Here is a 21881-nt window from a genome sequence, read left to right as displayed (position 1 = left end):
TCGTCGCCGGTTCGGTCACCCATCCCTGCCCTGCCAGACAACCCGACGGGAGCACTCCTTCTCGTGGCCACCTTCCTCTATAAACTCGGCCGGTTCGCCTTCCGGCGACGCGGCTTCGTCGCGCTGATATGGGTGGCGCTGCTCGCGGTCGCGGGCGTCGGCGCCGCCACCGCCTCCCAGCCCGCCAACGACAGCTTCTCCATTCCGGGCACCGAGGCCCAGAAGGCGTTCGACCTGCTGGAACAGCGGTTCCCCGGGGGTAACGCGGACGGTGCCACCGCCCGTGTGGTCTTCCGCGCCCCGAGCGGCGAGAAGATGACCGACCCGGACAACAAGGCGGTGGTCACCAAGACCGTCGCCGAGCTCAAGGCCAGCTCGCCGCAGGTCGCCTCGGTCGCCGACCCCTACCAGACCCGGGCCGTCAGCAAGGACGGCACCACGGCGTACATCCTGACCAGCTACAAGGTCAACGCCATGGAGCTGGAGGACCCCGCCAAGGACGGTCTGAAGGAGGTGGGGGAGAAGGCCCAGAAGTCGGGGCTGACGGTGCAGATCGGCGGTGACGCGCTCCAGGAGATGCCGGAGACCGGCTCCACCGAGATCATCGGTATCGCGATCTCCGCGGTCGTCCTCGCCATCACCTTCGGCTCGCTGGTGGCGGCCGGACTGCCACTGCTGACCGCGCTCATCGGCGTCGGCATCGGCATCTCGTCGATCACCGCGCTCGCCACCACGCTGGGGCTGTCCACCACCACCTCCACACTGGCGATGATGATTGGCCTCGCGGTCGGCATCGACTACGCGCTGTTCATCGTCTCCCGCTACCGCGCGGAGCTGGCCGAGGGACGGGACCGGGAGGAAGCCGCCGGACGGGCTGTCGGCACCGCGGGCTCGGCGGTCGTCTTCGCCGGCCTTACGGTCGTCATCGCGCTGGTCGGCCTCGCCGTCGTCAACATCCCGATGCTGACCAAGATGGGCTTCGCCGCGGCCGGTACGGTCGTCATCGCGGTCCTCATCGCGATCAGCCTCATCCCGGCGGTGCTGGGCTTCGCGGGCAAGCGGGTGTTCGGGCGCAAGGCGCGCCGGCGGATGGAGGAGCGTGCCGCGGCGGTCGCCGCGAGCGGCGCGGACGCCCCCGAGGAGAAGCCCAACATGGGCACCCGCTGGGCCCGCTTCGTGCTGCGCCGTCCGTTGATGGTGCTCCTGGTGGCCGTGCTCGGCCTCGGCGCGGCCGCCGTGCCCGCCGTCAGCCTGGAACTCGGTTTGCCGGACGATGGTTCGCAGCCGGTCAGCAGCCAGAAGCGCCAGGCGTACGACATGATCTCCAAGGGCTTCGGCCCCGGCTACAACGGTCCGCTGATGGTGGTCGTCGACGCCAAGGGCAGCGATGACGCCAAGGGCGCGGCCCAGCAGGTCGTCAAGACCATCACCGGTCTGGACGGGGTGGCGGGGGTCAGCCCGGCCACGTTCAACAAGGCCGGTGACACCGCGACCCTCACCGTCCTCTCCAAGTACAAGCCGAGCAGCATCGACACCGAGAACCTGGTCGGTGACATCCGGGACAAGGCGAGCGGCTTGAGGTCCGACACCGGCGCCGAGGTGCTGGTGACCGGCCAGACGGCGATGAACATCGACATCTCGCAGAAGCTCAACGACGCGCTGGTGCCCTATCTGGTGCTCGTCGTCGGACTGGCCTTCCTGCTGCTGATGGTGGTCTTCCGGTCCGTCCTGGTCCCGCTCAAGGCGGCGCTCGGCTTCCTGCTCTCCGTCGTCGCGGCGCTCGGCGCGGTGGTCGCGGTCTTCCAGTGGGGCTGGCTGGCGGACCTGTTCGGGGTCGAGGAGACCGGCCCGATCATGAGCATGATGCCGATCTTCATGATCGGCGTGGTGTTCGGTCTGGCGATGGACTACGAGGTCTTCCTGGTGACCCGGATGCGGGAGGCGTACGTCCACGGCGAGCGCCCCGGCCAGGCCGTCGTCACCGGCTTCCGGCACGGCGCCCGGGTGGTCACCGCGGCCGCGGTCATCATGATCAGCGTCTTCGCGGGATTCATCGGCTCGTCCGAGTCGATGATCAAGATGATCGGCTTCGGCCTCGCCACCGCCGTTCTCTTCGACGCCTTCGTGGTCCGCATGGCCATCGTCCCGGCGGTCCTGGCGCTGCTCGGCAAGGCGGCCTGGTGGCTGCCGCGCTGGCTGGACCGGGCGCTGCCCAACGTGGACGTGGAGGGCGAGGGCCTGCGCAAGCAGCTCGAGCAGCCCTCCGCGGCCCAGCAGCGCGACCGGGACTCCGACCCCGACGCCGAGCTGACCCGCGTCTGACCCCCGTCTGAACACCTGGCGTCACGCTCCGGCCCGACGGCGGCCTTCCGATCCCGGAAGGCCGCCGTTCGGCGTTTCCACGAGCTTGCGCGATCCCGCGACGTCGGCGCTCTTGCGAACGACTTGCAGGTACGGGCTACCATCGGGCCGATAGCTGCAGCTCAGGAGCGGAGTCCCGCCATGCATGTGCCCGACGGATTCATCGACGCACCGGTGTCGGTGGCGACCGGTGTGGTCGCGGCCGGGGCCGTCGCGGTCAGTTTGCGCGGTGCCCGGCGGGAGCTCGACGAGCGGACCGCGCCGCTGGCCGGGCTGGTCGCGGCGTTCATCTTCGCCGTGCAGATGCTGAACTTCCCCGTGGCCGCCGGGACCAGCGGCCACCTGCTGGGCGGGGCGCTGGCCGCGATACTCGTGGGGCCGTACACGGGGGTGTTGTGCGTCTCCGTGGTGCTGCTGATGCAGAGCGTGCTGTTCGCGGACGGCGGGCTCACCGCGCTCGGCGTCAACATCACCGACATGGCCCTGGTCACCACGGTCGTGGCGTACGCGCTCTTCCGCGCGATCGTGAAGCTGGCCCCGCATCGCCGCCGTACGGTCACCGTCGCGTCCTTCGTGGCGGCGCTGATCTCCGTGCCCGCCGCCGCGGTGGCCTTCACGGCGATCTACGCGCTGGGCGGCACGGCCGATGTGGCGATCGGTAAGGTCTTCGCGGCGATGGTCGGTGTGCATGTGCTGATCGGCATCGGCGAGGCGGCGATCACCGCGCTGACGGTCGGCGCCGTCGTGGCCGTACGGCCGGATCTGGTGTACGGGGCGCGGGGGGTGACCGCACGTCCGCTGGAGATCCGCAGCAGCCCGCTGGCCCCGGCCGCCCCGGGAGCGGTGGCACGGGCCGCGGGCCCGGCGGCCGAGCCCGCCGCGGCGACCTCCGAGATCCCCGAGCCCACCGGGACCCCCGAGCCCGCCGCCGCGCCGCGGCGGTCGGCGCGGCGCGTGTGGTGGGCCGGGCTCGCGGCCGCGCTGTTGTGCGCCGGGGTCGTCAGCTTCTACGCCTCCGCCAGCCCCGACGGGCTGGAGAAGGTCGCCCATGACAAGGGGATCGACAAGAAGACCGAGGACCACGCCGCCAAGGACTCCCCGCTCGCCGACTACGGCGTCAAGGACATCTCCGACGCCCGGCTCTCCGGCGGGCTCGCCGGGGTGATCGGGGTCGGGGCCACGCTCGCCGTCGGCTCCGGGATCTTCGTCGTCGTACGGCGGCGCAGGGCGACGGCCGAGAGCGAGCGGGGCTGACCGTGGGTGCGGGACACGCGCACAAGCTCTACCGGGAGGGCCGGTCGCCCGTCCACGCCCTCCCCCCGCACTGCAAGATCGCCGCCGTCTTCTGCTTCGTGCTGGTGGTCGTCTCCACGCCCCGCGAGGCCGTCTGGGCCTTCGGGGCGTACGCGGTGCTGCTGGCCGGAGTGGCGGCGGCGGCCCGGATTCCGGGCGGGTACGTACTGCGGCGGCTGCTGATCGAGGTCCCGTTCGTGGCGTTCGCCGTGCTGATGCCGTTCATCGCGGAGGGCCCGCGGGTGGCGGTACTGGGGATGTCGCTCAGCGAGTCCGGGCTGTGGAGCGCCTGGAACATCCTCGCCAAGGGCACCCTCGGCGTCGCCGCCTCCGTCCTCCTGGCGTCCACGACCGAGCTGCGCGCCCTGCTGCTGGGGTTGCAGCGGCTGCGGATGCCCTCGCTGCTGGTGCAGATCGCCTCGTTCATGATCCGCTACGGGGACGTCATCTCCGACGAGATGCGCCGGATGCGGATCGCCCGCCAGTCGCGCGGCTTCGAGGCGCGCGGGGTGCGGCACTGGGGTGTGCTCGCCTCCTCGGCCGGGGCGCTGTTCATCCGCTCCTACGAACGGGGCGAACGGGTCCACCTGGCGATGGTCAGCCGGGGCTATACGGGCACCATGCCGGTGATCGACGATGTGACGGCCTCCCGTACCCAGTGGATGTACGCCGCCGCCCTCCCGCTGACCGCGCTGGCGGTCTGCCTGACCGGATGGATGCTGCCTTGACCGACCCCGCCGCCACCCCGCCGTCCCTCCAGGTGTCCGGTCTGGCCTACGCCTACCCCGACGGCCATCAGGCCCTCTTCGGCGTCGATCTGACCGTGGCCCGCGGTGAGCGGGTGGCGCTCCTCGGGCCCAACGGCGCGGGCAAGACCACGCTCGTGCTGCACCTCAACGGCATCCTTACGGCGGGCGCCGGGACGGTCACGGTCGTGGGGCTGCCCGTGGCGAAGGCGCATCTGGCCGAGATCCGCCGCCGGGTGGGCATCGTCTTCCAGGACCCGGACGACCAGCTTTTCATGCCGACCGTGCGCGAGGACGTGGCCTTCGGCCCGGCCGCGGCGGGGCTGCGCGGCGCGGAGCTGGAGGAGCGGGTGCGCCGCGCGCTGGAGCGGGTCGGGATGGCGGAGTTCGCCGACCGGCCGCCGCACCACCTCTCCTTCGGGCAGCGGCGGCGGGTGGCCGTGGCGACGGTACTGGCCATGGAGCCGGAGATCCTGGTCCTGGACGAGCCCTCGTCCAACCTCGACCCGGCCTCGCGCCGTGAACTCGCCGACATCCTGCGGTCCCTGGAGGTGACCGTGCTGATGGTCACCCACGATCTGCCGTACGCGCTGGAGTTGTGCCCGCGCTCGGTGGTGCTCAGCGGCGGGGTGATCGCGGCGGACGGCGGAACGCAGGAGCTGCTGTGCGACGAGGAGCTGATGCGCGAGCACCGGCTGGAACTCCCCTTCGGCTTCGATCCGCGCTCGGTGACGGTGCCGGTGAGGTGACAAACCATCAATTCCTGCGGCCCCTGACCACTCGGCAGGGGCCGTCGCGCTGCCCCGGTACGGCTCGTGCCGCCATGGGATCGCACGGTTCGGCGCGCACGCTGTAACGCCACCTCTGTGGCGCCGCCCGGCCGGTGCGGCACCTCGGGCCGTTACGCCTCCCGCGCCGCCAGGCTGGTCCGCACCGCGCGCACGAGCGCCTGCGCACGCGGATCGGCGGTGACGCCGCGCCGCATACCGTTGGTGACGTAGGCAAAGCCGATGCGCGCCTCCGGGTCGGCGAAGGCGAGGGAGCCACCGCGCCCCGGGTGGCCGAAGGAGCCCGGCCCCAGCAACGGGCAGGCCGGGCCGTGCAGCATGTAGCCGAGGCCGAAGCGGGTGCCGACGACCAGGACCCGGTCCGGCCCCGCGGACTCCTCGGTACGGGCCATCGTCAGCGTCGCCGGGGCGAACAGCCTGCCCCCCGAGCGGGCCGTACGGGCCGAGGGCAGCGGGCCGATCAGCGCCGCGTAGAAGCGGGCCAGGGCCTCGGCGGTCGCCACCCCGCCCGAGGCGGGCAACTCGGCGGCCAGATACGCGGGGTCGTTCTCGTCCGGCAGCGGGGTGATCGCGGCGAACGCCCGCCGGGTCAGCGACTCGGGGTCCCGATACGCCTCGGCGACCGACCGCTTGGGGCGCAGCCGCGGCCCCTGGGCGGCGGGCGCGGAGAGCGCCTCCACCGCCGCGATCCGGCCCACCCGGCCCCGCTGCTCCTCGGGCAGCCCGAGCCACAGGTCGAGCCCCAGCGGCCGGGCGATCTCCTCGGCGATCCAGCGCCCGATGGTCCGCCCGGTGACCCTGCGCACCAGCTCGCCCAGCAGCCAGCTGTACGTCTGGGCGTGGTAGCCGTGGGCCGTACCGGGCTCCCACACGGGCTGCTGGGCGGCGACGGCCCGCGGCCCGGATATGCCGTCGATGGCCTCGGCGGGGGTCAGCGGGGTGTCGAGCACGGGCACGCCGGTGCGGTGTGCCAGCAGATGCCGCACCAGCACCCGCTCCTTGCCGGCCGCCTTGAACTCCGGCCAGTAGGTGCTGACCCGGCCGTCCAGGTCCAGTTGGCCGCGCTGGTGCAGCAGCAGCGGCACGGCGGCGGCGACGCCCTTGGTGACCGACCGGACGACCTGGGCGGTGTCCTGGGTCCAGGGCTCGGGGCCGTCGTCGGACCCCTCACGGCCATCGGAGTCCTCACGGTCCGCGGACTCCTTACGGTCACCGGAGTCCTGGCCGCCGTCGGAGTCCTGGCCGCCGTCGGGCGTCTTCGTACCGCCCCACAGATCGACGACCTTCTCGCCCTCCCGGTACAGGACCACGGCCGCGCCGCGCTCGCCGTGCCGGGCGAAGTTCGCCGCGAAGGCGTCCCGGACCGGTTCGAAACCGTCCGCCACCGTGCCCTGGACGTCCACCACTGTCCGACTCCCGCCATGCCGACCCGAGCGTGTGTGCTGTGTTTCTCTTATGGTGCAACGCCGCGCGCGGGAGGATCATGCCGGGGCCGGGCATGATCCCGGCGGACCCGCCGCGATGGGGCGGCGGCGGTCCCGGAGCCGACGAGAAGGGGCACACGGTGCGGAGATTCGAGGGCTACGCGGTCATGCTCACCGGCGCGGGGCGCGGGATCGGGGAGGCGACCGCCCGCCGGTTCGCCGACGAGGGCGCCCGCGTGCTGATCACCGACCAGGACGGCGAACGGGCCGCGAAGGCCGCCGCGTCCATACGGGCCGACGGCGGCGAGGCCGAGTCGCTGGGCTGCGACGTGGCCCGGCGGGCGGACGTCGAGGCGGCGGTCGCGCACGCCGTAAGGAGCTTCGGAAGGCTGGACGTCCTGGTCAACAGCGCCCACTCGTGCCACGTCGACACCCCGCTGTTCGAGGACCAGGCGGACGACGAGTGGCAGCAGGACATCGATGTCACCCTCGGCGGCGCGTTCCGCTGTTCCCGCGCCGCGCTGCCGCATCTGGCCGCCGCGGACGGCCGGGGCGCCATCGTCAACGTCGGCTCGGTCAACGGCCTCCAGGACTTCGGCAACCACGCCTACAGCGCCGCCAAGGCCGGCCTGGGCAGCCTCACCCGCACCCTGGCCGCCCACGCCGCCGGCCGGGGCGTCCGCGTCAACCTCGTGGCCCCCGGCACGATCCGCACCCCCGGCTGGGACGGCCGGGAGGACACCCTGCGCCGCGCCGCCGAGGTCTACCCCCTCGGCCGGGTCGGCGAACCCACCGACATCGCCGCCGCCATCACCTTCCTCGCCTCCTCCGACGCCGCATGGATCACCGGGACCACCCTCCCCGTGGACGGCGGCATCACGACCACGAACGTGGCGGTGCGCAGGGCCTTCGGTCACTCGGAGACGCCCAGCGAGACACAGTCGTAGCCGCCTTGCCAGGGGTCGCTCGTATAGACGCGGAGTACGGGGCACACGCGACGGAGTGCGCGGTCAACCCGCGTGCAGCATCAGCCCGATGCCCGCCACCATCAGCCCCGCCGCCGCGATCCTCGGACCGCCGAACCGCTCCTTGAAGAACAGCGCCCCGATCGCCGCGCCCACGATGATCGACGATTCGCGCAGCGCCGCGATCGGGGCGAGCTCGGCCCGGGTCTGGGCCCACAGGACCAGACCGTAGGCGGCGACCGACAGCAGCCCGCCGAGCAGTCCGCGCGCCGCCACCGGCCGCAGTTGCCGCAGGAGCGCACCGCGCCGGATCGCCAGGGCGCAGACGGGGATGGCGAAGCCCTCCAGGATCATCAGCCAGGCGATGTAGGCGGGCGGACTGCCGGAGGCACGCACCCCCAGACCGTCCACGACGGTGTACGCGGCGATGGACAGACCGGTGGCGATGGCGGCCGTAAGGGCGAGCCACTGCGGCGCGCCCCCGCCGTTCTCCCCGTTCTCCCCGCGCTCAGCGTGCCGCGGCCCCTTGATGCCCCACAGCGCCACGCCCACCAGCCCCGCCGAGGCCAGCGCGATCCCCGCCGCCTGCCAGCGGTCCGGCCGCTCGCCGACGAAGACCGCGGCGGCCACGGTCACCACCAGCGGGGCGGTGCCGCGCGCGATGGGGTACATCTGGCCGAAGTCGCCCAGGTGGAACGAGCGCATGAGCAGCAGTTGATAGACCACATGGATGGCCGCGGAGGCCAGCAGATACGGCCAGGCGTCCGCCGCGGGCAGCGGGGTGAACGGCAGCAGTGCCAGTCCGCACAGCGCCCCGCCGCCGCCCACCAGGGTGAAGGCGAGCAGTTGGTCCCTGATGCCGTGCGCGATGGCGTTCCAACTGGCGTGGGTGACGGCCGCGATCAGCACCGCGGCCGCGACCAGCGGGGTCACGCGGACCGCTCGCGCACATCCACCAGCGTGCCCCCGGCGTGCGCGATCAGGGTCTTGGGGTCGAGCGGGAAGACGGTGTGCGGATTGCCCGCCGCGGCCCATACGGTCTCGTGGTCCAGCAGCCGGCGGTCGGCGAGGACGCGGGTGCGGGTGCGGTGGCCGAAGGGCGGCACCCCGCCGATGGCGTAGCCGGTGGTCTCCCGCACCAGCGCCGCGTCCGCCCGGCGGACGCTCCCGGCGCCCAGTTCACGCCGTACCAGCTCGACGTCGACGCGTGACGCCCCGTCCATCAGTACCACCACCGGCTGTCCGTCCGCCTCGAAGACCAGCGACTTGACGATCTGGCCCAGCGCACAGCCGATCGCCGCGGCGGCCTCGGCGGCGGTACGGGTGGCGTCGGGGAACCGGCGCACCTCGACGTCCAGGCCGAGCTCGCGCAGGGCGTCGGCGAAGCGGGGGTGGGCGGCGGTGTCAGGAGTGGAGTCGACCATGGAACGACGCTATCGACGCCCCCGCGCCCCCCGCCAGGACTTTTCCCGACGGTGGCCTCCGGGCCCCGCTGACCGGCCGGCCGGCTGAACACGAAGGAGATGGGCCGGCCGGCCGAACACGAAGGAGCCGGGCGGGCGCTCGATGCGCCCGCCCGGCTCCCGTGCCGTCACGCCGGTGGAACCGGCGGCTCAGCCGCCCGCGCGCAGCAGCGCCGCCACGATCGGGCCCGCCGTGTCGCCGCCGTGGCCGCCCTCGGGGACCACGCCCGCGGCCGCAACGTCGTCGCGGTACGCGCTGAACCAGCCGTTCGGCTTCTCCTGGTTGTCCACCTCGGCCGAGCCGGTCTTGGCGCCGAAGTCACCGCTCATCCCGGCCATCGCCTCGGCGGCGGTGCCCGAGGTGGCCGTCAGCTTCATCAGCTTCTTGAGCTGGTCGTGGGTGCTGGACTTCATCGTCCTGCTCGCCTTGGCCAGCGTCCGGTCGTCCAGCGACGGCGAGACCAGGTACGGCTGGCGGAAGGTGCCGGTGGAGGCGGTGGCCGCGACCGACGCCATGTTGAGCGGGTTCATCCGCACGCCGCCCTGGCCGATCAGCGAGGCGGCCTTGGAGGCCGCGGACTGCACCGGCACCGAGCCGTCGAAGGTGGGCACGCCGGTCTGCCAGTTGAGCCCGATGCCGAAGACGTCCCGGGCCTCCTTGCTCAGGTCGTCGTCCTTCAGCTTCCCCGCCTGGCTGATGAAGGCCGTGTTGCAGGAGCGGGCGAAGCTCTGCTCGAAGGTGCCGTTCTTGATCTCGAACTTCTTGTCGTTCTGGAACTTCCAGCCGCCGTAACTGAAGTACTTCGGGCACGGATGCGGCTTGCCGTACGCCGCCAGACCCTTGTCCATCAGCGTCGTCGAGGTGATGATCTTCATCGTCGAGCCGGGTGCGTACGAGCCCTGGAGGGCGGTGTTGAAGCCGCTCGCGGGGGAGTTGGCCAGTGCGAGGATCTCACCGGTGCTGGGCTTGACCGCGACCACCGACGCCTTGGTGCGCTTGCTCACCTGCTGCTCGGCGGTGCGCTGGAGCGATGCGTCGATCGTGGTGCGGAGCGTGCCCGGGGTGCCCTTGGAGAGCACCTTGAGGGTCTTGTCGGGGGACTTGGAGCCCTTGGCGCGCTGGATCCAGGTCTCCACGCCCGCCTCGCCGCCCGCCTTCTTGCCGTACCGCTCGCGCAGCGCGGCCAGGACGGTCTTGAGGGTCGGGTGCTCGGAGGCGGTCAGCTCCTTGCCGTCGCGGTCCACCGCCTTGATCGGCGGCGCCTCGGACGCGCCGGTCTTGAGCGTGTCGCCCTCGGCGAGGTCGGGGTGCACCACGGAGGGCTTCCAGGCGACGACCGGCTTGCCGGTCTTGGTGTCGCGGGTCACGGTCAGCGAGGATTCATACGTCCAGGGGACGCTCTCACCGCCGGAGGAGAGCTGGGCGTTGACCGAGAACGGCACCTTGGCGCCGCTCGCCCGCCCCGCGTCCAGCGCCACCTTGGCCACCTTGGCCTTCGTGCGGTAGCCGCTCAGCGCCGTGGTGGCCGCGCCGCTGTCGTCCGTCAGGGCGGCTGCCTTCGCCGTCTCGCCCGCCGACCAGGCCGCCAGGAACGCGTGGGCGGTGGTCTTGACCTCGGCCGCGCTGGGCGGGCCGGTCTTCACCTTCTTCAGGGACGGCTTGTCGTCACCCGAGCCGGCGCTCGCACCGTCCTTCGGGCCGGCTGAATCGTCCTGGCCGCTGCCGCAACCGGCCACACCGACCATGGCGGCGAACACCGCACCGACGATCGCGGCTCTCGCGCCACTCCGCATTTCAGAACCCCCACACTTGTGTTCTCGGTTCCCCCCATCAGTCGATGGGGGTCGCGGTGCCCGGCACTCTACCGGCACCACGTGAAGCCCCCGCGCCCTCACCGTAGGGGGCGCGGGGGCCGTGGCCGGATCCATGCGGTGGGCCGGGGGCCGAGCCGGGGTCAGATCCAGGTGTCGAGCCACATCCGGGCGCGCCAGGCGTCCATGGGGATCGTCTGGCCGGTGTAGAGCGGGAAGAAGTAGATGAAGTTCCAGATGATCAGCAGGACCAGCGCGCCCGAGCCGACCGCGCCGATCACCCGGCGGGTCTCGCTCGCGCCCGGTGGCCCCAGCAGCGCGCCGATCATCATCGCCACCCCGAGGCACAGGAAGGGCACGAAGACGACGGCGTAGAAGGAGAAGATCGTCCGGTCCTGGTAGAGGAACCACGGCAGATAGCCCGCGGCGATCCCGCACAGGATCGCGCCCGCCCGCCAGTCGCGCCGCAGCGCCCACCGGAACAGCAGGTACAGCAGTGCGAAACAGGCCGTCCACCACAGCAGCGGAGTGCCGATGGCCAGCACCTCGCGGGCGCACTTCTCGGCGGCGTCCTTGGGGCAGCCCTCCTGGCCGGCCCGCGGGGACTCGTAGAAGTACGAGACCGGGCGGGACTGGACCAGCCAGCTCCACGGGTTGGACTGGTAGACATGCGGCGAGTCGAGGTTGACGTGGAACTTGTAGACCTCGGACTCGTAGTGCCACAGGCTGCGCAGCGGGTTGAGCAGCCAGTCGAAGGCGCCGCCGGTGCCGTAGCCGCCGCCGTCGGGTTTGGCGGACTCGGCCCAGTGGCGGAAGTAGCCGCTGTGCCGCCAGCCGCGGCCCCGGTCGTAGCTGCCGCTCGCGGTGAACCAGCCCGACCAGGAGGCGATGTACGTGAGGATCGCCACAGGCACCAGCGAGACGAAGGCCCAGCCCAGATCGCGCCGCAGCACCGCCCGGTAGGGGCGGAGGGCGCCCGCGGTGCGGCGGCTGCCCACGTCCCACAGGACGGTCATCAGGCCGAAGGCCGCCAGCACGTACAGCCCGTTCCACTTGGTGCCGATGGCCAGGCCCAGCAGCACCCCGGCCGCGATCCGCCACGGCCGCGCGCCCAGCCTCAGGCCCCGGGCGACCGCCGGGTCCGGCCGCGCGGTGCCGTCCTCACCGGCCGGCAGCGCCGCCGCCAGCCTGGCGCGCGCCCGGTCCCGGTCGACGAGCAGACAGCCGAAGGCGGCCAGCACGAAGAACATCACGACCAGGTCGAGCAGCGCCGTGCGGCTCATCACGTAGTGCAGCCCGTCCACGGCCATCAGCGCGCCCGCGAGGCAGCCGAGGAACGTCGACCGGAACAGCCGCCGCCCGATCCGGCACAGCATCAGCACCGAGAGGGTGCCGAGCACCGCGACCATGAACCGCCAGCCGAACGGATGCAGCCCGAAGAACTGCTCGCCGAGCCCGATGACCCACTTGCCCACCGGCGGGTGCACCACATACGAGGCCGCGTCGCTGAGCGGGATGTGCTGCGGGACGTCGAGGATCCGGTCGTTGGCGGATTTCGGCCAGGTGCCCTCGTAGCCGTACTCCCAGATCGACCAGGCGTCCTTGGCGTAGTACGTCTCGTCGAATATGACGTTGTCCGGGCTGCCCAGATGCCAGAAGCGGGTCAGCCCGGCGCACAGCGCGACGAGCAGCGGACCACCCCAGCCGCTCCAGCGGGCGATTCTGGCCGCCGCCGAGGGGGTCGCGCCGAGGATCTCCCAGAGCCGGGTGCCCGGCTCCGCGTACGGCGGGACCAGCCGCTCCCGTACGCCGGGCCTGGTCCGGCCCGCGTATCCGAAACGGCGCAGCCGGCGTTGCCAGGCCGGCGGCTGCTGGCCGGTGGCTTTGCCCGGCTGGGCGTGGGTCGCGGTGTCACTGCTCACCGGGCCATCGTAGGGAAGCGGTCTGTGAGTGGGGCGGGGAAAGGCGGCGAACGGGGATTCGTGCCCGGGGCGGCGGCCTCGGGGCCGAGTCCGCCGCCCCGCCGCGGGGCCGGCCCCGCGGCCGACCCCGTGACCGGTCGTGGCCGGTCGTGGCCGGTCGCGGGGCCCGCCGCGCCCGGCTGCGAGGATGGGGGCGTGACTGGAACGCTCGTACTGGCAGGGACCCCCATCGGCGACACGGCGGACGCGCCCCCGAGGCTGGCCGCCGAGCTCATGGCCGCCGATGTGATCGCCGCCGAGGACACCCGGCGGCTGCGCCGCCTCACCCAGGCCCTGGACGTGCGCCCGGCCGGCCGGGTGGTGTCCTACTTCGAGGGCAACGAGTCGGCCCGCACGCCCGAGCTGGTCGAATCGCTGGCCGGGGGCGCCCGGGTGCTGCTGGTCACCGACGCGGGCATGCCGTCGGTCTCCGACCCCGGCTACCGGCTGGTGGCCGCCGCCGTGGAGCGCGGGATCACCGTCACCGCCGTGCCCGGCCCGTCCGCGGTGCTCACCGCCCTGGCCGTGTCCGGGCTGCCGGTGGACCGCTTCTGCTTCGAGGGGTTCCCGCCGCGCAAGGCGGGGGAGCGGCTGACGCGGCTGCGCGAGGTCGCCGACGAGCGCCGCACCCTGGTCTGGTTCGAGGCCCCGCACCGGCTGGACGACACGCTCGCGGCCATGGCCGAGGTGTTCGGCCAGGACCGGCGCGCCGCGGTGTGCCGGGAGCTGACCAAGACCTACGAGGAGGTGCGGCGCGGCCCGCTGGCCGAGCTGGCCGCCTGGGCGGCGGAGGGCGTGCGCGGCGAGATCACCATCGTGGTCGAGGGGGCCCCCGCGCCCGGCCCCGAGGAGGCGGGCCCCGCCGAGCTGGCCCGCCGGGTCGCGGTGCGCGAGGAGGCCGGTGAGCGCCGTAAGGAGGCCATCGCGGCGGTGGCGCAGGAGGCCGGGGTGCCCAAGCGGCAGGTGTTCGACGCGGTGGTGGCGGCGAAGAACGCGACAGGAAGCGCGCCACGCGGAGGTAAAGCCCCGTAGCGAAATGCAAAGCCCAGGTTAGTAGCCGGGCAGTTGCTCGCCAGTTTCTCCATGGCCGTTGCCAAATCTCGCTCAAAGAGAGGGAAGAGCCCGTGCGGTGGCGCCGGAAAAGGCGTCCACTGGTTGTGGAAGACCTGGGGCGATCCCATCCCGGAAGACTTGTCCTGTGTGACAAGAGGAGCTGCCATGAGCGATATAGCGGGAACTTCGAGCGGTGCTCATCCGATAGCCGCCCACACCCCCTCCGACCAGTCCGGCGAGGTGGCCCACGAGGCGTACGCCTTCGCCTGCATGAAGTGCGGGCACGGCTGGGAGCGGGCGTACGACATCGAACACCACGTGGACGGCGAGGGCCGGGAATTCGTGGTCTACTTCACCGGCGGCCAGCGCGTCCCGTCCCCGCTGACGAGCCCCGACTGCGTCAACTGCGGTGCGCATCTGGTGCGGATCATGCGCTCGGGTCAGGTCTCCTCCGTCCTGGAGAGTGCGCGGCGCGGGAGGCCGCACACCACCCGGGACCGGGAGGACGGCACCGGCGCGCCGGACGCCGAGGCGGACGCCGCACCGGACCGAGCACCGGAAAACGAGGGCCCCGCGCGACGCCGTGGGCACCATTGGCACCTTCCGAATCTGCTGCATCCCTTTCAGCACCACCGCGATTGAGTACGATCCGGTTCATATGAGCTGTTTCACATGGGCCGGTTCTGCGGTCGGTTCACAGTCGGTTCACATGAGCCCGTTCGAGTGGGTTCGCGGGAGCCGGTTCACCTGAGCCGGACGCGGGTCAACTGAGCGGCCGGGTGTGATTCACCGGACATTCACCGGGATTCATAGAATCGCGCCCATGGCGAAAACAGCATCGACCCCCGGCGGCAGTGGCAAGGCGAGTGGCGCGCAAAAGGAAAAGGACGCGCCCCCGCCGCCGCCGGAGCCCCTGCGGGTCCCGGTCGCCGATTCCCACACCCACCTGGACATGCAGTCGGGCACCGTCGAGGAGGCACTGGCCAAGGCCGCCTCGGTCGGCGTGACGACCGTCGTCCAGGTGGGGTGCGACCTCGCCGGGTCCCGGTGGGCGGCCGAGACCGCGGCGGCGCACGAGAGCGTCTGGGCCACCGTGGCCCTGCACCCCAACGAGGCGCCGCGCATCGTCCTCGGCGACCCTGATGGCTGGTCCCGGCAGGGGGCCAGGGAGCCCGGCGGCGATGCCGCCCTGGACGCGGCGCTCGACCGGATAGCGGCCCTCGCCGCGCTGCCCCAGGTGCGGGGCGTGGGCGAGACCGGTCTGGACTACTTCCGCACCGGCCCGGAGGGCATGGCCGCCCAGGAGCGCTCGTTCCGCCGCCACATCGCCATCGCCAAGGAGCACGGCAAGGCGCTGGTCATCCACGACCGGGAGGCCCATGACGACGTGCTGCGGGTGCTCGCCGAGGAGGGCGCGCCCGAGACCGTCGTCTTCCACTGCTACTCCGGTGACGCGGCCATGGCGAAGATCTGCGCCGAGCGCGGCTACTACATGTCGTTCGCGGGCAACGTCACCTTCAAGAACGCCCAGCCGCTGCGCGACGCCCTCGCCGTCGCCCCGCTCGATCTCGTCCTCGTCGAGACCGACGCCCCGTTCCTGACCCCCGTCCCCTACCGCGGACGGCCCAACGCTCCGTATCTGATTCCGCTCACCCTGCGGGCCATGGCCGAGGTCAAGGGCGTCCCCGAGGACACCCTGGCGACCGCCGTGGCAGCCAATACGGCACGCGTCTTCGGCTATTGAGGGGCGGTGGCGATCCGAGGCGGGTGATCACACTGCGTGATGATCTTCCTTTGGAGAGTCACCCCCACTCCGCTACAGTCCCGGACCCAACGCCCTGACCAGTGGACTTGTGGAGTGTTACCGGAGTGTTGTCGTGAGCCGTAGGGCCAGCCACCGCGTCCCGGGCGGCCGTGCCGCCGCCCGCCGAGCCGCCCGGCGCGGCACCACCGGCCGGACCGATCCGATGCGCCGGCTGCTGCCACAGGCGATGGTGGTCGCCGCCCTGGCCGGCGGCACCTCCGCCTTCGTCGCCCAGGACAAGGCCGTACGGCTCAGCGTCGACGGCGACGCGCGCACGTTGCACACCTACGCCGACGACGTGGGCGAGCTGCTGGCGGACCAGGACGTCCACGTCGGCGCGCACGACATCGTCGCCCCCGCGCCCGGGGAGCGGCTCGGCGACGGTGACGAGATCGCCGTCCGCTACGGCCGCCCCGTCACCCTCACCCTCGACGGGGAGCGCCGCCGGGTGTGGACCACCGCCCGCACGGTTGACGGCGCACTGCGCCAACTGGGCGTACGTGCCGAGGGCGCGTATCTGTCCGCCTCCCGCTCCGCGGCCATCACCAGCCGCGGGCTGCTCCTGCACGTCCGCACCGAGCGCACCGTCACCTTCCTCGCCGACGGACGCCCCCACACCGTCCGCACGAACGCGGCCACCGTCGGCGAGGCCCTCGCCGCCGCCGGGCTCACCCTGCGCGGCCAGGACACCACCTCCGTCCCGCGGGACAGCTTCCCGCGCGACGGCCAGACGGTGACGGTGATGCGGATCACCGGCGGCAAGGAGGTCCGGGACCACCCGGTGCCCTTCACCACCGTCCGCCGCGCCGACCCCACCCTCCCCAAGGGCACCGAGCTCGTGGCCCGGCCCGGCGAGCCGGGGACCCTGCGCATCACCTACCGGGTGCGCAGCGTCAACGGCGTACGGCAGCGGCCGCGGAAGGTCGGCAGCGAGATCGTCAAGGCGCCCGTGGCCCGGATCGTCCGGGTCGGCACCATGACCGTGCCCACCGGCGTCGGCGGCCCGGCGGACGGGCTCAACTGGCGGGCGATGGCCCGCTGCGAATCGGGCGGCCGGCCCGACGCGGTCGACGGCTCCGGCCGTTACGGCGGCCTCTACCAGCTCGACCAGGGCACCTGGCACGCCCTGGGCGGCCACGGCCGCCCCCAGGACGCACCCCCGTCCGAGCAGACCTACCGCGCGAAGAAGCTCTACCAACAACGCGGCACCAGCCCCTGGCCCAGCTGCGGCTCCAAGCTTCACCGGTGATGGGCCCCGGTCGGGTGGCCCGGCCCCCGGGGTGCTCGGGTCCTCCGGCCGGGGCGCACCGCCCAGCGGTAGCCGGGGGAGGCCGAGGCGCCGGGGGAGGCTGAGAGAACCGAGGCCCGAAAAAGGGGGCCTAAACTTCCTGGGTGAGCTCCACCGACTCCGACGTCCTGCTCGGCCCGGCCGACGTCCGCGAACTCGCGGCGCGGCTCGGCGTACGTCCGACCAAGCAGCGCGGCCAGAACTTCGTCATCGACGCCAATACGGTCCGCCGGATCGTCCGGACCGCCGGGGTGCGCCCGGACGACGTGGTCGTCGAGGTCGGCCCGGGGCTCGGGTCGCTGACCCTCGCGCTGCTGGAGGCCGCCGACCGGGTCACCGCCGTCGAGATCGACGACGTCCTCGCGGCGGCCCTCCCCGCGACCGTCGAGGCCCGGCTGCCGCACCGCGCCGACCGCTTCGCGCTGGTGCACAGCGACGCCCTGCGGGTGACCGAGCTGCCGGGCCCGGCCCCCACCGCCCTGGTCGCCAACCTGCCCTACAACGTCGCCGTGCCCGTGCTGCTCCATATGCTCCGGGGCTTCCCGACCATCGAGCGGACGCTGGTCATGGTGCAGTCCGAGGTCGCCGACCGGCTCGCCGCCCCGCCCGGCTCCAAGGTCTACGGCGTCCCCTCCGTGAAGGCCGCCTGGTACGCCCACGTCAAGCGCGCGGGCGCGATCGGCCGCAATGTCTTCTGGCCCGCCCCGAACGTCGACTCCGGCCTGGTCTCGCTGATACGCCGGGACGAGCCCCCGCGCACCACGGCCACCCGGGAAGAGGTCTTCGCGGTGGTGGACGCGGCGTTCGCCCAGCGCCGCAAGACCCTCAGGGCGGCGCTCGCGGGCTGGGCCGGTTCGGCGGGGGCCGCGGAGGAGGCACTGAAGGCCGCCGGGGTCTCGCCGCAGGCGCGCGGCGAGTCGCTGACGGTGGAGGACTTCGCCGCGATCGCCGAGCACGGACCCACGGCCTGACCACACGACGCGCCTGCGCGCGGACTTGCTCCCCACCCCGCCCCTTCCCGCAACCGGGGGCAAGCCCCCCGGCCCCCACTCCGGGGCTCCGCCCCCGCACCCCGCCGGGGCTCTGCCTCCGCATCCCTGCTGGGGCTCTGTCCCCCGTGCCCCCGCTGGGGCTCTGTCCCCCGTGCCCCCGCTGGGGCTCTGACTCCGTACCCCCGCCGGGGCTCTGCCCCCGCATCCCCGCCGGGGCTCTGCCCCCGCATCCCCGCCGGGGCTCCTCCCCGTACCCCCGCTGGGGCTCCGCCCCGGGTCCCCCTTCGAGCTCAGGGGGCTTTGCCCCCGGCGGCTCCGCCCCGGGCCTCGCCTCGGACGTACACCGGCCGGGGCTGCGCCTCCGGGTCTCTGCGGGGTCCGCCCCGGGCCCTGCTGCGGTCGTACACCGGCCGGGGCTGCGCCCCGCTGAGCGGGGCTGGACGGGGCCTGGGGCGGAGGCACCGCCCCAGCACCTCCGGCGTTCGAGGTGCGGGGCCCAGAGGCGGAGCCCCCGAGGACGGGGCCTGGCGCGGAGGCGCCCCACTACCCAGCCTCTCCGGCGTTCGAGGTGCGGGGTCTGGGGCGGAGATGCCCCATCACCCAGCCTCTCCGGCGTTTGAGGAGCGGGGTCCAGGGGCGGAGCCCCGGCGGGGGTGTGGGGGCAAGCCCCCGGAGCGGGGGCCGGGGGCTTGCCCCCGGTTCGGGAAGGGGCGGGGTGGGGAACAAGCCCGCCGCAGGCCCACCCCCGCAGGCGGGACAATGGCCGCACCGGAACACCCGAACCCCACCAAGGAGCCCCGTGAGCCGCCCCGTGACCGCCCGTGTGCCCGCCAAGGTCAACGTCCAGCTCGCGGTCGGCGGGCTGCGCCCCGACGGGTTCCACGACCTCGCCAACGTCTTCCTCGCCGTCGGGCTCCACGACGAGGTCACCGCCACCCCCGCCGACGCCCTCCGGATCACCGTCGAGGGCGCCGACGCCGGCCAGGTGCCGCTGGACCGCACCAACCTCGCCGCCCGCGCCGCCCTCGCGCTCGCCGAACGGCACGGCATCGCGCCCGGCGTGCACCTCCACATCGCCAAGGACATTCCCGTGGCCGGCGGCATGGCGGGCGGCAGCGCGGACGCCGCCGGGGCGCTGCTGGCCTGCGACGCGCTGTGGGGCACCCAGGCGACCCGGGCCGAACTCCTCGAGATCTGCGCCGAGTTGGGCAGCGACATCCCCTTCAGCCTCGTCGGCGGCGTGGCCCTCGGCCGCGGCCGGGGCGAGCTGCTGACCCCGCTGGAGACCGGCGGCACCTTCCACTGGGTGTTCGCCGTGGCCGACGGCGGACTGTCCACCCCCGCCGTCTACCGCGAATGCGACCGGCTGCGCGAGGCGTCCGGCGCGGGCGCGAGCGCCGCCGACGTGCCCGACCCCGAGCCCTCCCAGGCGCTGCTGGACGCGCTGCGCACCGGCGACGCCACCGCGCTGGCCGCCGCCGTCTCCAACGATCTGCAGCCCGCCGCCCTCTCGCTGCGCCCCGCGCTCGCCGACACGCTGCGCGCCGGCGCGGACGCGGGCGCGCTCGCCTCCCTCGTCTCCGGCTCCGGCCCGACCTGCGCCTTCCTGGCCAAGGACACCGAGGCCGCACAGGCGGTGGCGACCGGGCTGGCCGCCTCGGGCACCTGCCGCACGGTCCGGGTCACCTCCGGCCCGGTCCCCGGGGCACGGCTGGTCGACGCTTGAGCGGCTGGTCGACGCTTGAGCGGTTGGTCGGCGCCTAAGCGGTCGGTCGGCCCTTGAGCGGTTGGTCGGCCCTTGAGCGGCTGGTCCGCGCCTGGGCGGCTGGTCCGCGCCTGAGCGGCTGGCCGACGCCTGGGCGTGTGGTCGGCGCTGAGCGTGTAGTCCGCGCCTCAGCATGTGGTCGGCGCATGAGAGTGTGGTCCGCGCCTCAACGTGTGATCGACGCCCGAGCGGCTGGTCGGCGCCTCCGCATGTGGTCCGCGCCTCAGTCAGTGGCCGGTGCCTGAGCCAGGCGCCCCGCGCGGCGACTACCCTGGGACGCCGATCGATCCGCGTAATGGAGTGTGATGGCGACCAACCTGGTCAACGTTGAATCCGTCGGCAAGGTGTACGGCACCCGTGCCCTGCTGGACGGCGTCTCCCTCGGGGTGAACGAGGGCGACCGCATCGGCGTCGTCGGCCGCAACGGCGACGGCAAGACCACGCTCATCCGGATCCTCGCCAAACTGGAGCCCGCCGACGACGGCCGCGTCACCCACGCCGGTGATCTGCGGCTCGGCGTGCTCACCCAGCACGACTCGCTCGACCCCGCGGCCACCATCCGCCATGAGGTGATCGGCGACCTCGCCGACCACGAGTGGGCCGGTGTCGCCAAGATCCGGGACGTGCTCACCGGGCTGTTCGGCGGGCTGGACCTGCCCGGCTTCCCCCAGGGGCTCGACACGGTCATCGGCCCGCTGTCCGGCGGTGAGCGCCGGCGTATCGCGCTCGCCCAGTTGCTGATCGCCGAGCAGGACCTGATCGTCCTCGACGAGCCCACCAACCACCTCGACGTCGAGGGCATCTCCTGGCTGGCCGGGCATCTGCGCGCCCGCCGCTCGGGCCTGGTGGTGGTCACCCACGACCGCTGGTTCCTCGACCAGGTCTGCACCCGGATGTGGGACGTCCAGCGCGGCGCCGTCCACGAGTACGAGGGCGGCTACAGCGACTACGTCTTCGCCCGCGCCGAGCGCGAGCGCATCGCCGCCAGCGAGGAGGCCAAGCGGCAGAACCTGATGCGCAAGGAGCTCGCCTGGCTGCGGCGCGGCGCCCCCGCCCGCACCAGCAAGCCCCGCTTCCGCATCGAGGCGGCCAACGCGCTGATCGAGGACGTCCCGCCGCCCCGCGACAGCGCCGAGCTGATGAAGTTCGCCAACTCCCGGCTCGGCAAGACCGTCTTCGACCTGGAGGACGTGACCGTCACCGCCGGGTCCAAGGTGCTGCTCACCCATCTGACCTGGCAGCTCGGGCCCGGCGACCGGATCGGCCTGGTGGGGGTGAACGGCGCGGGCAAGACCTCGCTGCTGCGGGCTCTCGCCGAGGCCGCCCGCAGCGAGGGCGAACAGCAGCCCGCCGGGGGCCGGATCGTGGTCGGCAAGACCGTAAGGCTCGCGTATCTGTCCCAGGAGGTCGCCGAACTCGACCGGAACCTGCGGGTCCTGGAGGCCGTCGAGCAGGTGCGGCAGCGCGTCGACCTCGGCAAGGGCCGGGAGATGACCGCCTCCCAGCTGTGCGAGAAGTTCGGCTTCACCAAGGAGAAGCAGTGGACCCCGGTCGGCGATCTCTCCGGCGGTGAGCGGCGCCGGCTCCAGATCCTGCGGCTGCTGATGGACGAGCCCAATGTGCTCTTCCTGGACGAGCCCACCAACGACCTGGACATCGAGACCCTGACCCAGCTCGAGGACCTGCTCGACGGCTGGCCCGGCTCGCTCGTGGTCATCAGCCACGACCGCTACTTCATCGAGCGCACCACCGACCGGGTGCTCGCGCTGCTGGGCGACGCCACCCTGCGGATGCTGCCGCGCGGCGTGGACGAGTACCTGGAGCGGCGGCAGCGCGCCCTGGCCGCGGCCGCCCCGGCCGCCGCCGCGCCCGCCAAGCAGAAGACCGGCGAACAGGCCGCCCGGCAGCGGTCGGCGGCCGAGCAGCGCGCCGCCAAGAAGGAACTCCAGCGCATCGAGCGGCGGCTGGACCGGATCAGCGAGCAGGAGTCCGAGCTGCACGCGCGGATCGCCGAGCACGCCACGGACTTCGCCAAGGTCGCGGAGCTCGACACCCAGCTGCGCGAGCTGACGGGGGAGCGGGACGAGCTGGAGACCCGCTGGCTGGAGCTGGCCGACGACGCCTGATGTGAGTGGCCTGAAAGCATCGTGTGAAGAGGTTGTGCGG

General features: G+C 73.1%; 17 protein-coding genes. 12 read left to right on the top strand and 5 right to left on the bottom strand.

The genetic code is table 11. From position 1 onward, the window contains the following. Positions 1–63 precede the first annotated feature (63 nt). From ACZ6TD_RS19580 to ACZ6TD_RS19565, 4 genes are all read left to right on the top strand, one after another. Positions 64–2322 (top strand): MMPL family transporter, encoded by a 2259-nt coding sequence (locus ACZ6TD_RS19580; protein ID WP_471355728.1) that lies wholly within the window; start codon positions 64–66, stop codon positions 2320–2322. A gap of 180 nt (positions 2323–2502) precedes the next feature. Beyond that, positions 2503–3615, top strand: coding sequence for an energy-coupling factor ABC transporter permease (locus ACZ6TD_RS19575; protein WP_471355726.1), 1113 nt, complete (start codon positions 2503–2505; stop codon positions 3613–3615). Between the two features lie 2 nt (positions 3616–3617). Continuing rightward, positions 3618–4382 (top strand): cobalt ECF transporter T component CbiQ, encoded by a 765-nt coding sequence (cbiQ, locus tag ACZ6TD_RS19570; protein WP_471355724.1) that lies wholly within the window; start codon positions 3618–3620, stop codon positions 4380–4382. After that, the gene (locus tag ACZ6TD_RS19565; protein ID WP_471355722.1) at positions 4367–5149 is read left to right on the top strand and encodes an energy-coupling factor ABC transporter ATP-binding protein; all 783 of its coding nucleotides are present in this window, start codon (positions 4367–4369) and stop codon (positions 5147–5149) included. The genes cbiQ and ACZ6TD_RS19565 overlap by 16 nt, the downstream gene beginning before the upstream one ends. Before the next feature lie 152 nt (positions 5150–5301). Here the strand turns inward: ACZ6TD_RS19565 and ACZ6TD_RS19560 are convergent, their stop codons facing one another. Next, the gene (locus ACZ6TD_RS19560; protein WP_471355720.1) at positions 5302–6594 is read right to left on the bottom strand and encodes a serine hydrolase domain-containing protein; all 1293 of its coding nucleotides are present in this window, start codon (positions 6592–6594) and stop codon (positions 5302–5304) included. A gap of 158 nt (positions 6595–6752) precedes the next feature. On the opposite strand from ACZ6TD_RS19560, the gene ACZ6TD_RS19555 reads away from it, so the two are divergent. Beyond that, positions 6753–7559, top strand: coding sequence for an SDR family NAD(P)-dependent oxidoreductase (locus ACZ6TD_RS19555; RefSeq protein WP_471357886.1), 807 nt, complete (start codon positions 6753–6755; stop codon positions 7557–7559). A gap of 63 nt (positions 7560–7622) precedes the next feature. Here ACZ6TD_RS19555 and ACZ6TD_RS19550 read toward each other — a convergent pair whose 3' ends face one another. The 4 genes from ACZ6TD_RS19550 to ACZ6TD_RS19535 all read right to left on the bottom strand — a co-directional run bounded on the left by ACZ6TD_RS19550 (position 7623) and on the right by ACZ6TD_RS19535 (position 12774). Next, complete coding sequence (locus tag ACZ6TD_RS19550) at positions 7623–8510, bottom strand: EamA family transporter (RefSeq protein ID WP_471355718.1); 888 nt, start codon at positions 8508–8510, stop codon at positions 7623–7625. After that, entirely contained in the window at positions 8507–9001 is a 495-nt protein-coding gene (locus ACZ6TD_RS19545) for a YbaK/EbsC family protein (RefSeq protein WP_471355716.1), read from the bottom strand. Before ACZ6TD_RS19545 ends, ACZ6TD_RS19550 begins: the two co-directional genes overlap by 4 nt. Positions 9002–9190: 189 nt before the next feature. Continuing rightward, entirely contained in the window at positions 9191–10834 is a 1644-nt protein-coding gene (locus ACZ6TD_RS19540) for a penicillin-binding transpeptidase domain-containing protein (RefSeq protein ID WP_471355714.1), read from the bottom strand. A 161-nt stretch (positions 10835–10995) separates the two neighbouring features. Beyond that, a complete protein-coding gene (locus ACZ6TD_RS19535) occupies positions 10996–12774 on the bottom strand; it encodes a dolichyl-phosphate-mannose--protein mannosyltransferase (protein WP_471355712.1) in 1779 nt (592 codons plus the stop codon). Between the two features lie 195 nt (positions 12775–12969). Between ACZ6TD_RS19535 and rsmI the strand changes: the two genes are divergently transcribed. The 7 genes from rsmI (at position 12970) to ACZ6TD_RS19500 (ending at position 21841) form a co-directional block, all read left to right on the top strand. Beyond that, positions 12970–13845 carry a 16S rRNA (cytidine(1402)-2'-O)-methyltransferase gene (gene rsmI, locus ACZ6TD_RS19530; protein WP_471355710.1) on the top strand — a complete coding sequence of 292 codons (876 nt, stop codon included), beginning with the start codon at positions 12970–12972 and terminating at the stop codon, positions 13843–13845. Positions 13846–14031: 186 nt separating this feature from the next. Beyond that, on the top strand, positions 14032–14508 hold the full coding sequence (locus ACZ6TD_RS19525) for a hypothetical protein (protein ID WP_471355708.1): 477 nt from the start codon (positions 14032–14034) through the stop codon (positions 14506–14508). A gap of 181 nt (positions 14509–14689) precedes the next feature. Further along, entirely contained in the window at positions 14690–15610 is a 921-nt protein-coding gene (locus tag ACZ6TD_RS19520; RefSeq protein WP_471355706.1) for a TatD family hydrolase, read from the top strand. Between the two features lie 109 nt (positions 15611–15719). Beyond that, positions 15720–16919: a ubiquitin-like domain-containing protein gene (locus tag ACZ6TD_RS19515; RefSeq protein WP_471355703.1), complete on the top strand. Its 1200-nt coding sequence runs from the start codon at positions 15720–15722 to the stop codon at positions 16917–16919. Between the two features lie 143 nt (positions 16920–17062). Continuing rightward, positions 17063–17929, top strand: coding sequence for a 16S rRNA (adenine(1518)-N(6)/adenine(1519)-N(6))-dimethyltransferase RsmA (gene rsmA, locus ACZ6TD_RS19510; protein WP_471355701.1), 867 nt, complete (start codon positions 17063–17065; stop codon positions 17927–17929). Between the two features lie 820 nt (positions 17930–18749). Beyond that, entirely contained in the window at positions 18750–19676 is a 927-nt protein-coding gene (locus tag ACZ6TD_RS19505) for a 4-(cytidine 5'-diphospho)-2-C-methyl-D-erythritol kinase (RefSeq protein ID WP_471355698.1), read from the top strand. Between the two features lie 344 nt (positions 19677–20020). Continuing rightward, a complete protein-coding gene (locus tag ACZ6TD_RS19500; RefSeq protein ID WP_471355696.1) occupies positions 20021–21841 on the top strand; it encodes an ABC-F family ATP-binding cassette domain-containing protein in 1821 nt (606 codons plus the stop codon). The last annotated feature ends 40 nt before the right edge of the window (positions 21842–21881 follow it).

This window comes from Streptomyces yongxingensis (assembly GCF_055597465.1).
Note: the sequence above shows the minus strand (reverse complement) of the source record. Positions and strands in the feature narration are given on the sequence as shown.

Bases quoted from the DNA above. Each gene is read 5' to 3' on its own strand.
- ACZ6TD_RS19575 (WP_471355726.1), top strand. From the start codon at position 2,503: ATGCATGTGCCCGACGGATTCATCGACGCACCGGTGTCGGTGGCGACC.
- ACZ6TD_RS19565 (WP_471355722.1), top strand. From the start codon at position 4,367: ATGGATGCTGCCTTGACCGACCCCGCCGCCACCCCGCCGTCCCTCCAG.
- ACZ6TD_RS19545 (WP_471355716.1), bottom strand. From the start codon at position 9,001: ATGGTCGACTCCACTCCTGACACCGCCGCCCACCCCCGCTTCGCCGAC.
- ACZ6TD_RS19540 (WP_471355714.1), bottom strand. From the start codon at position 10,834: ATGCGGAGTGGCGCGAGAGCCGCGATCGTCGGTGCGGTGTTCGCCGCC.
- ACZ6TD_RS19525 (WP_471355708.1), top strand. From the start codon at position 14,032: ATGAGCGATATAGCGGGAACTTCGAGCGGTGCTCATCCGATAGCCGCC.
- ACZ6TD_RS19520 (WP_471355706.1), top strand. From the start codon at position 14,690: ATGGCGAAAACAGCATCGACCCCCGGCGGCAGTGGCAAGGCGAGTGGC.
- ACZ6TD_RS19500 (WP_471355696.1), top strand. From the start codon at position 20,021: ATGGCGACCAACCTGGTCAACGTTGAATCCGTCGGCAAGGTGTACGGC.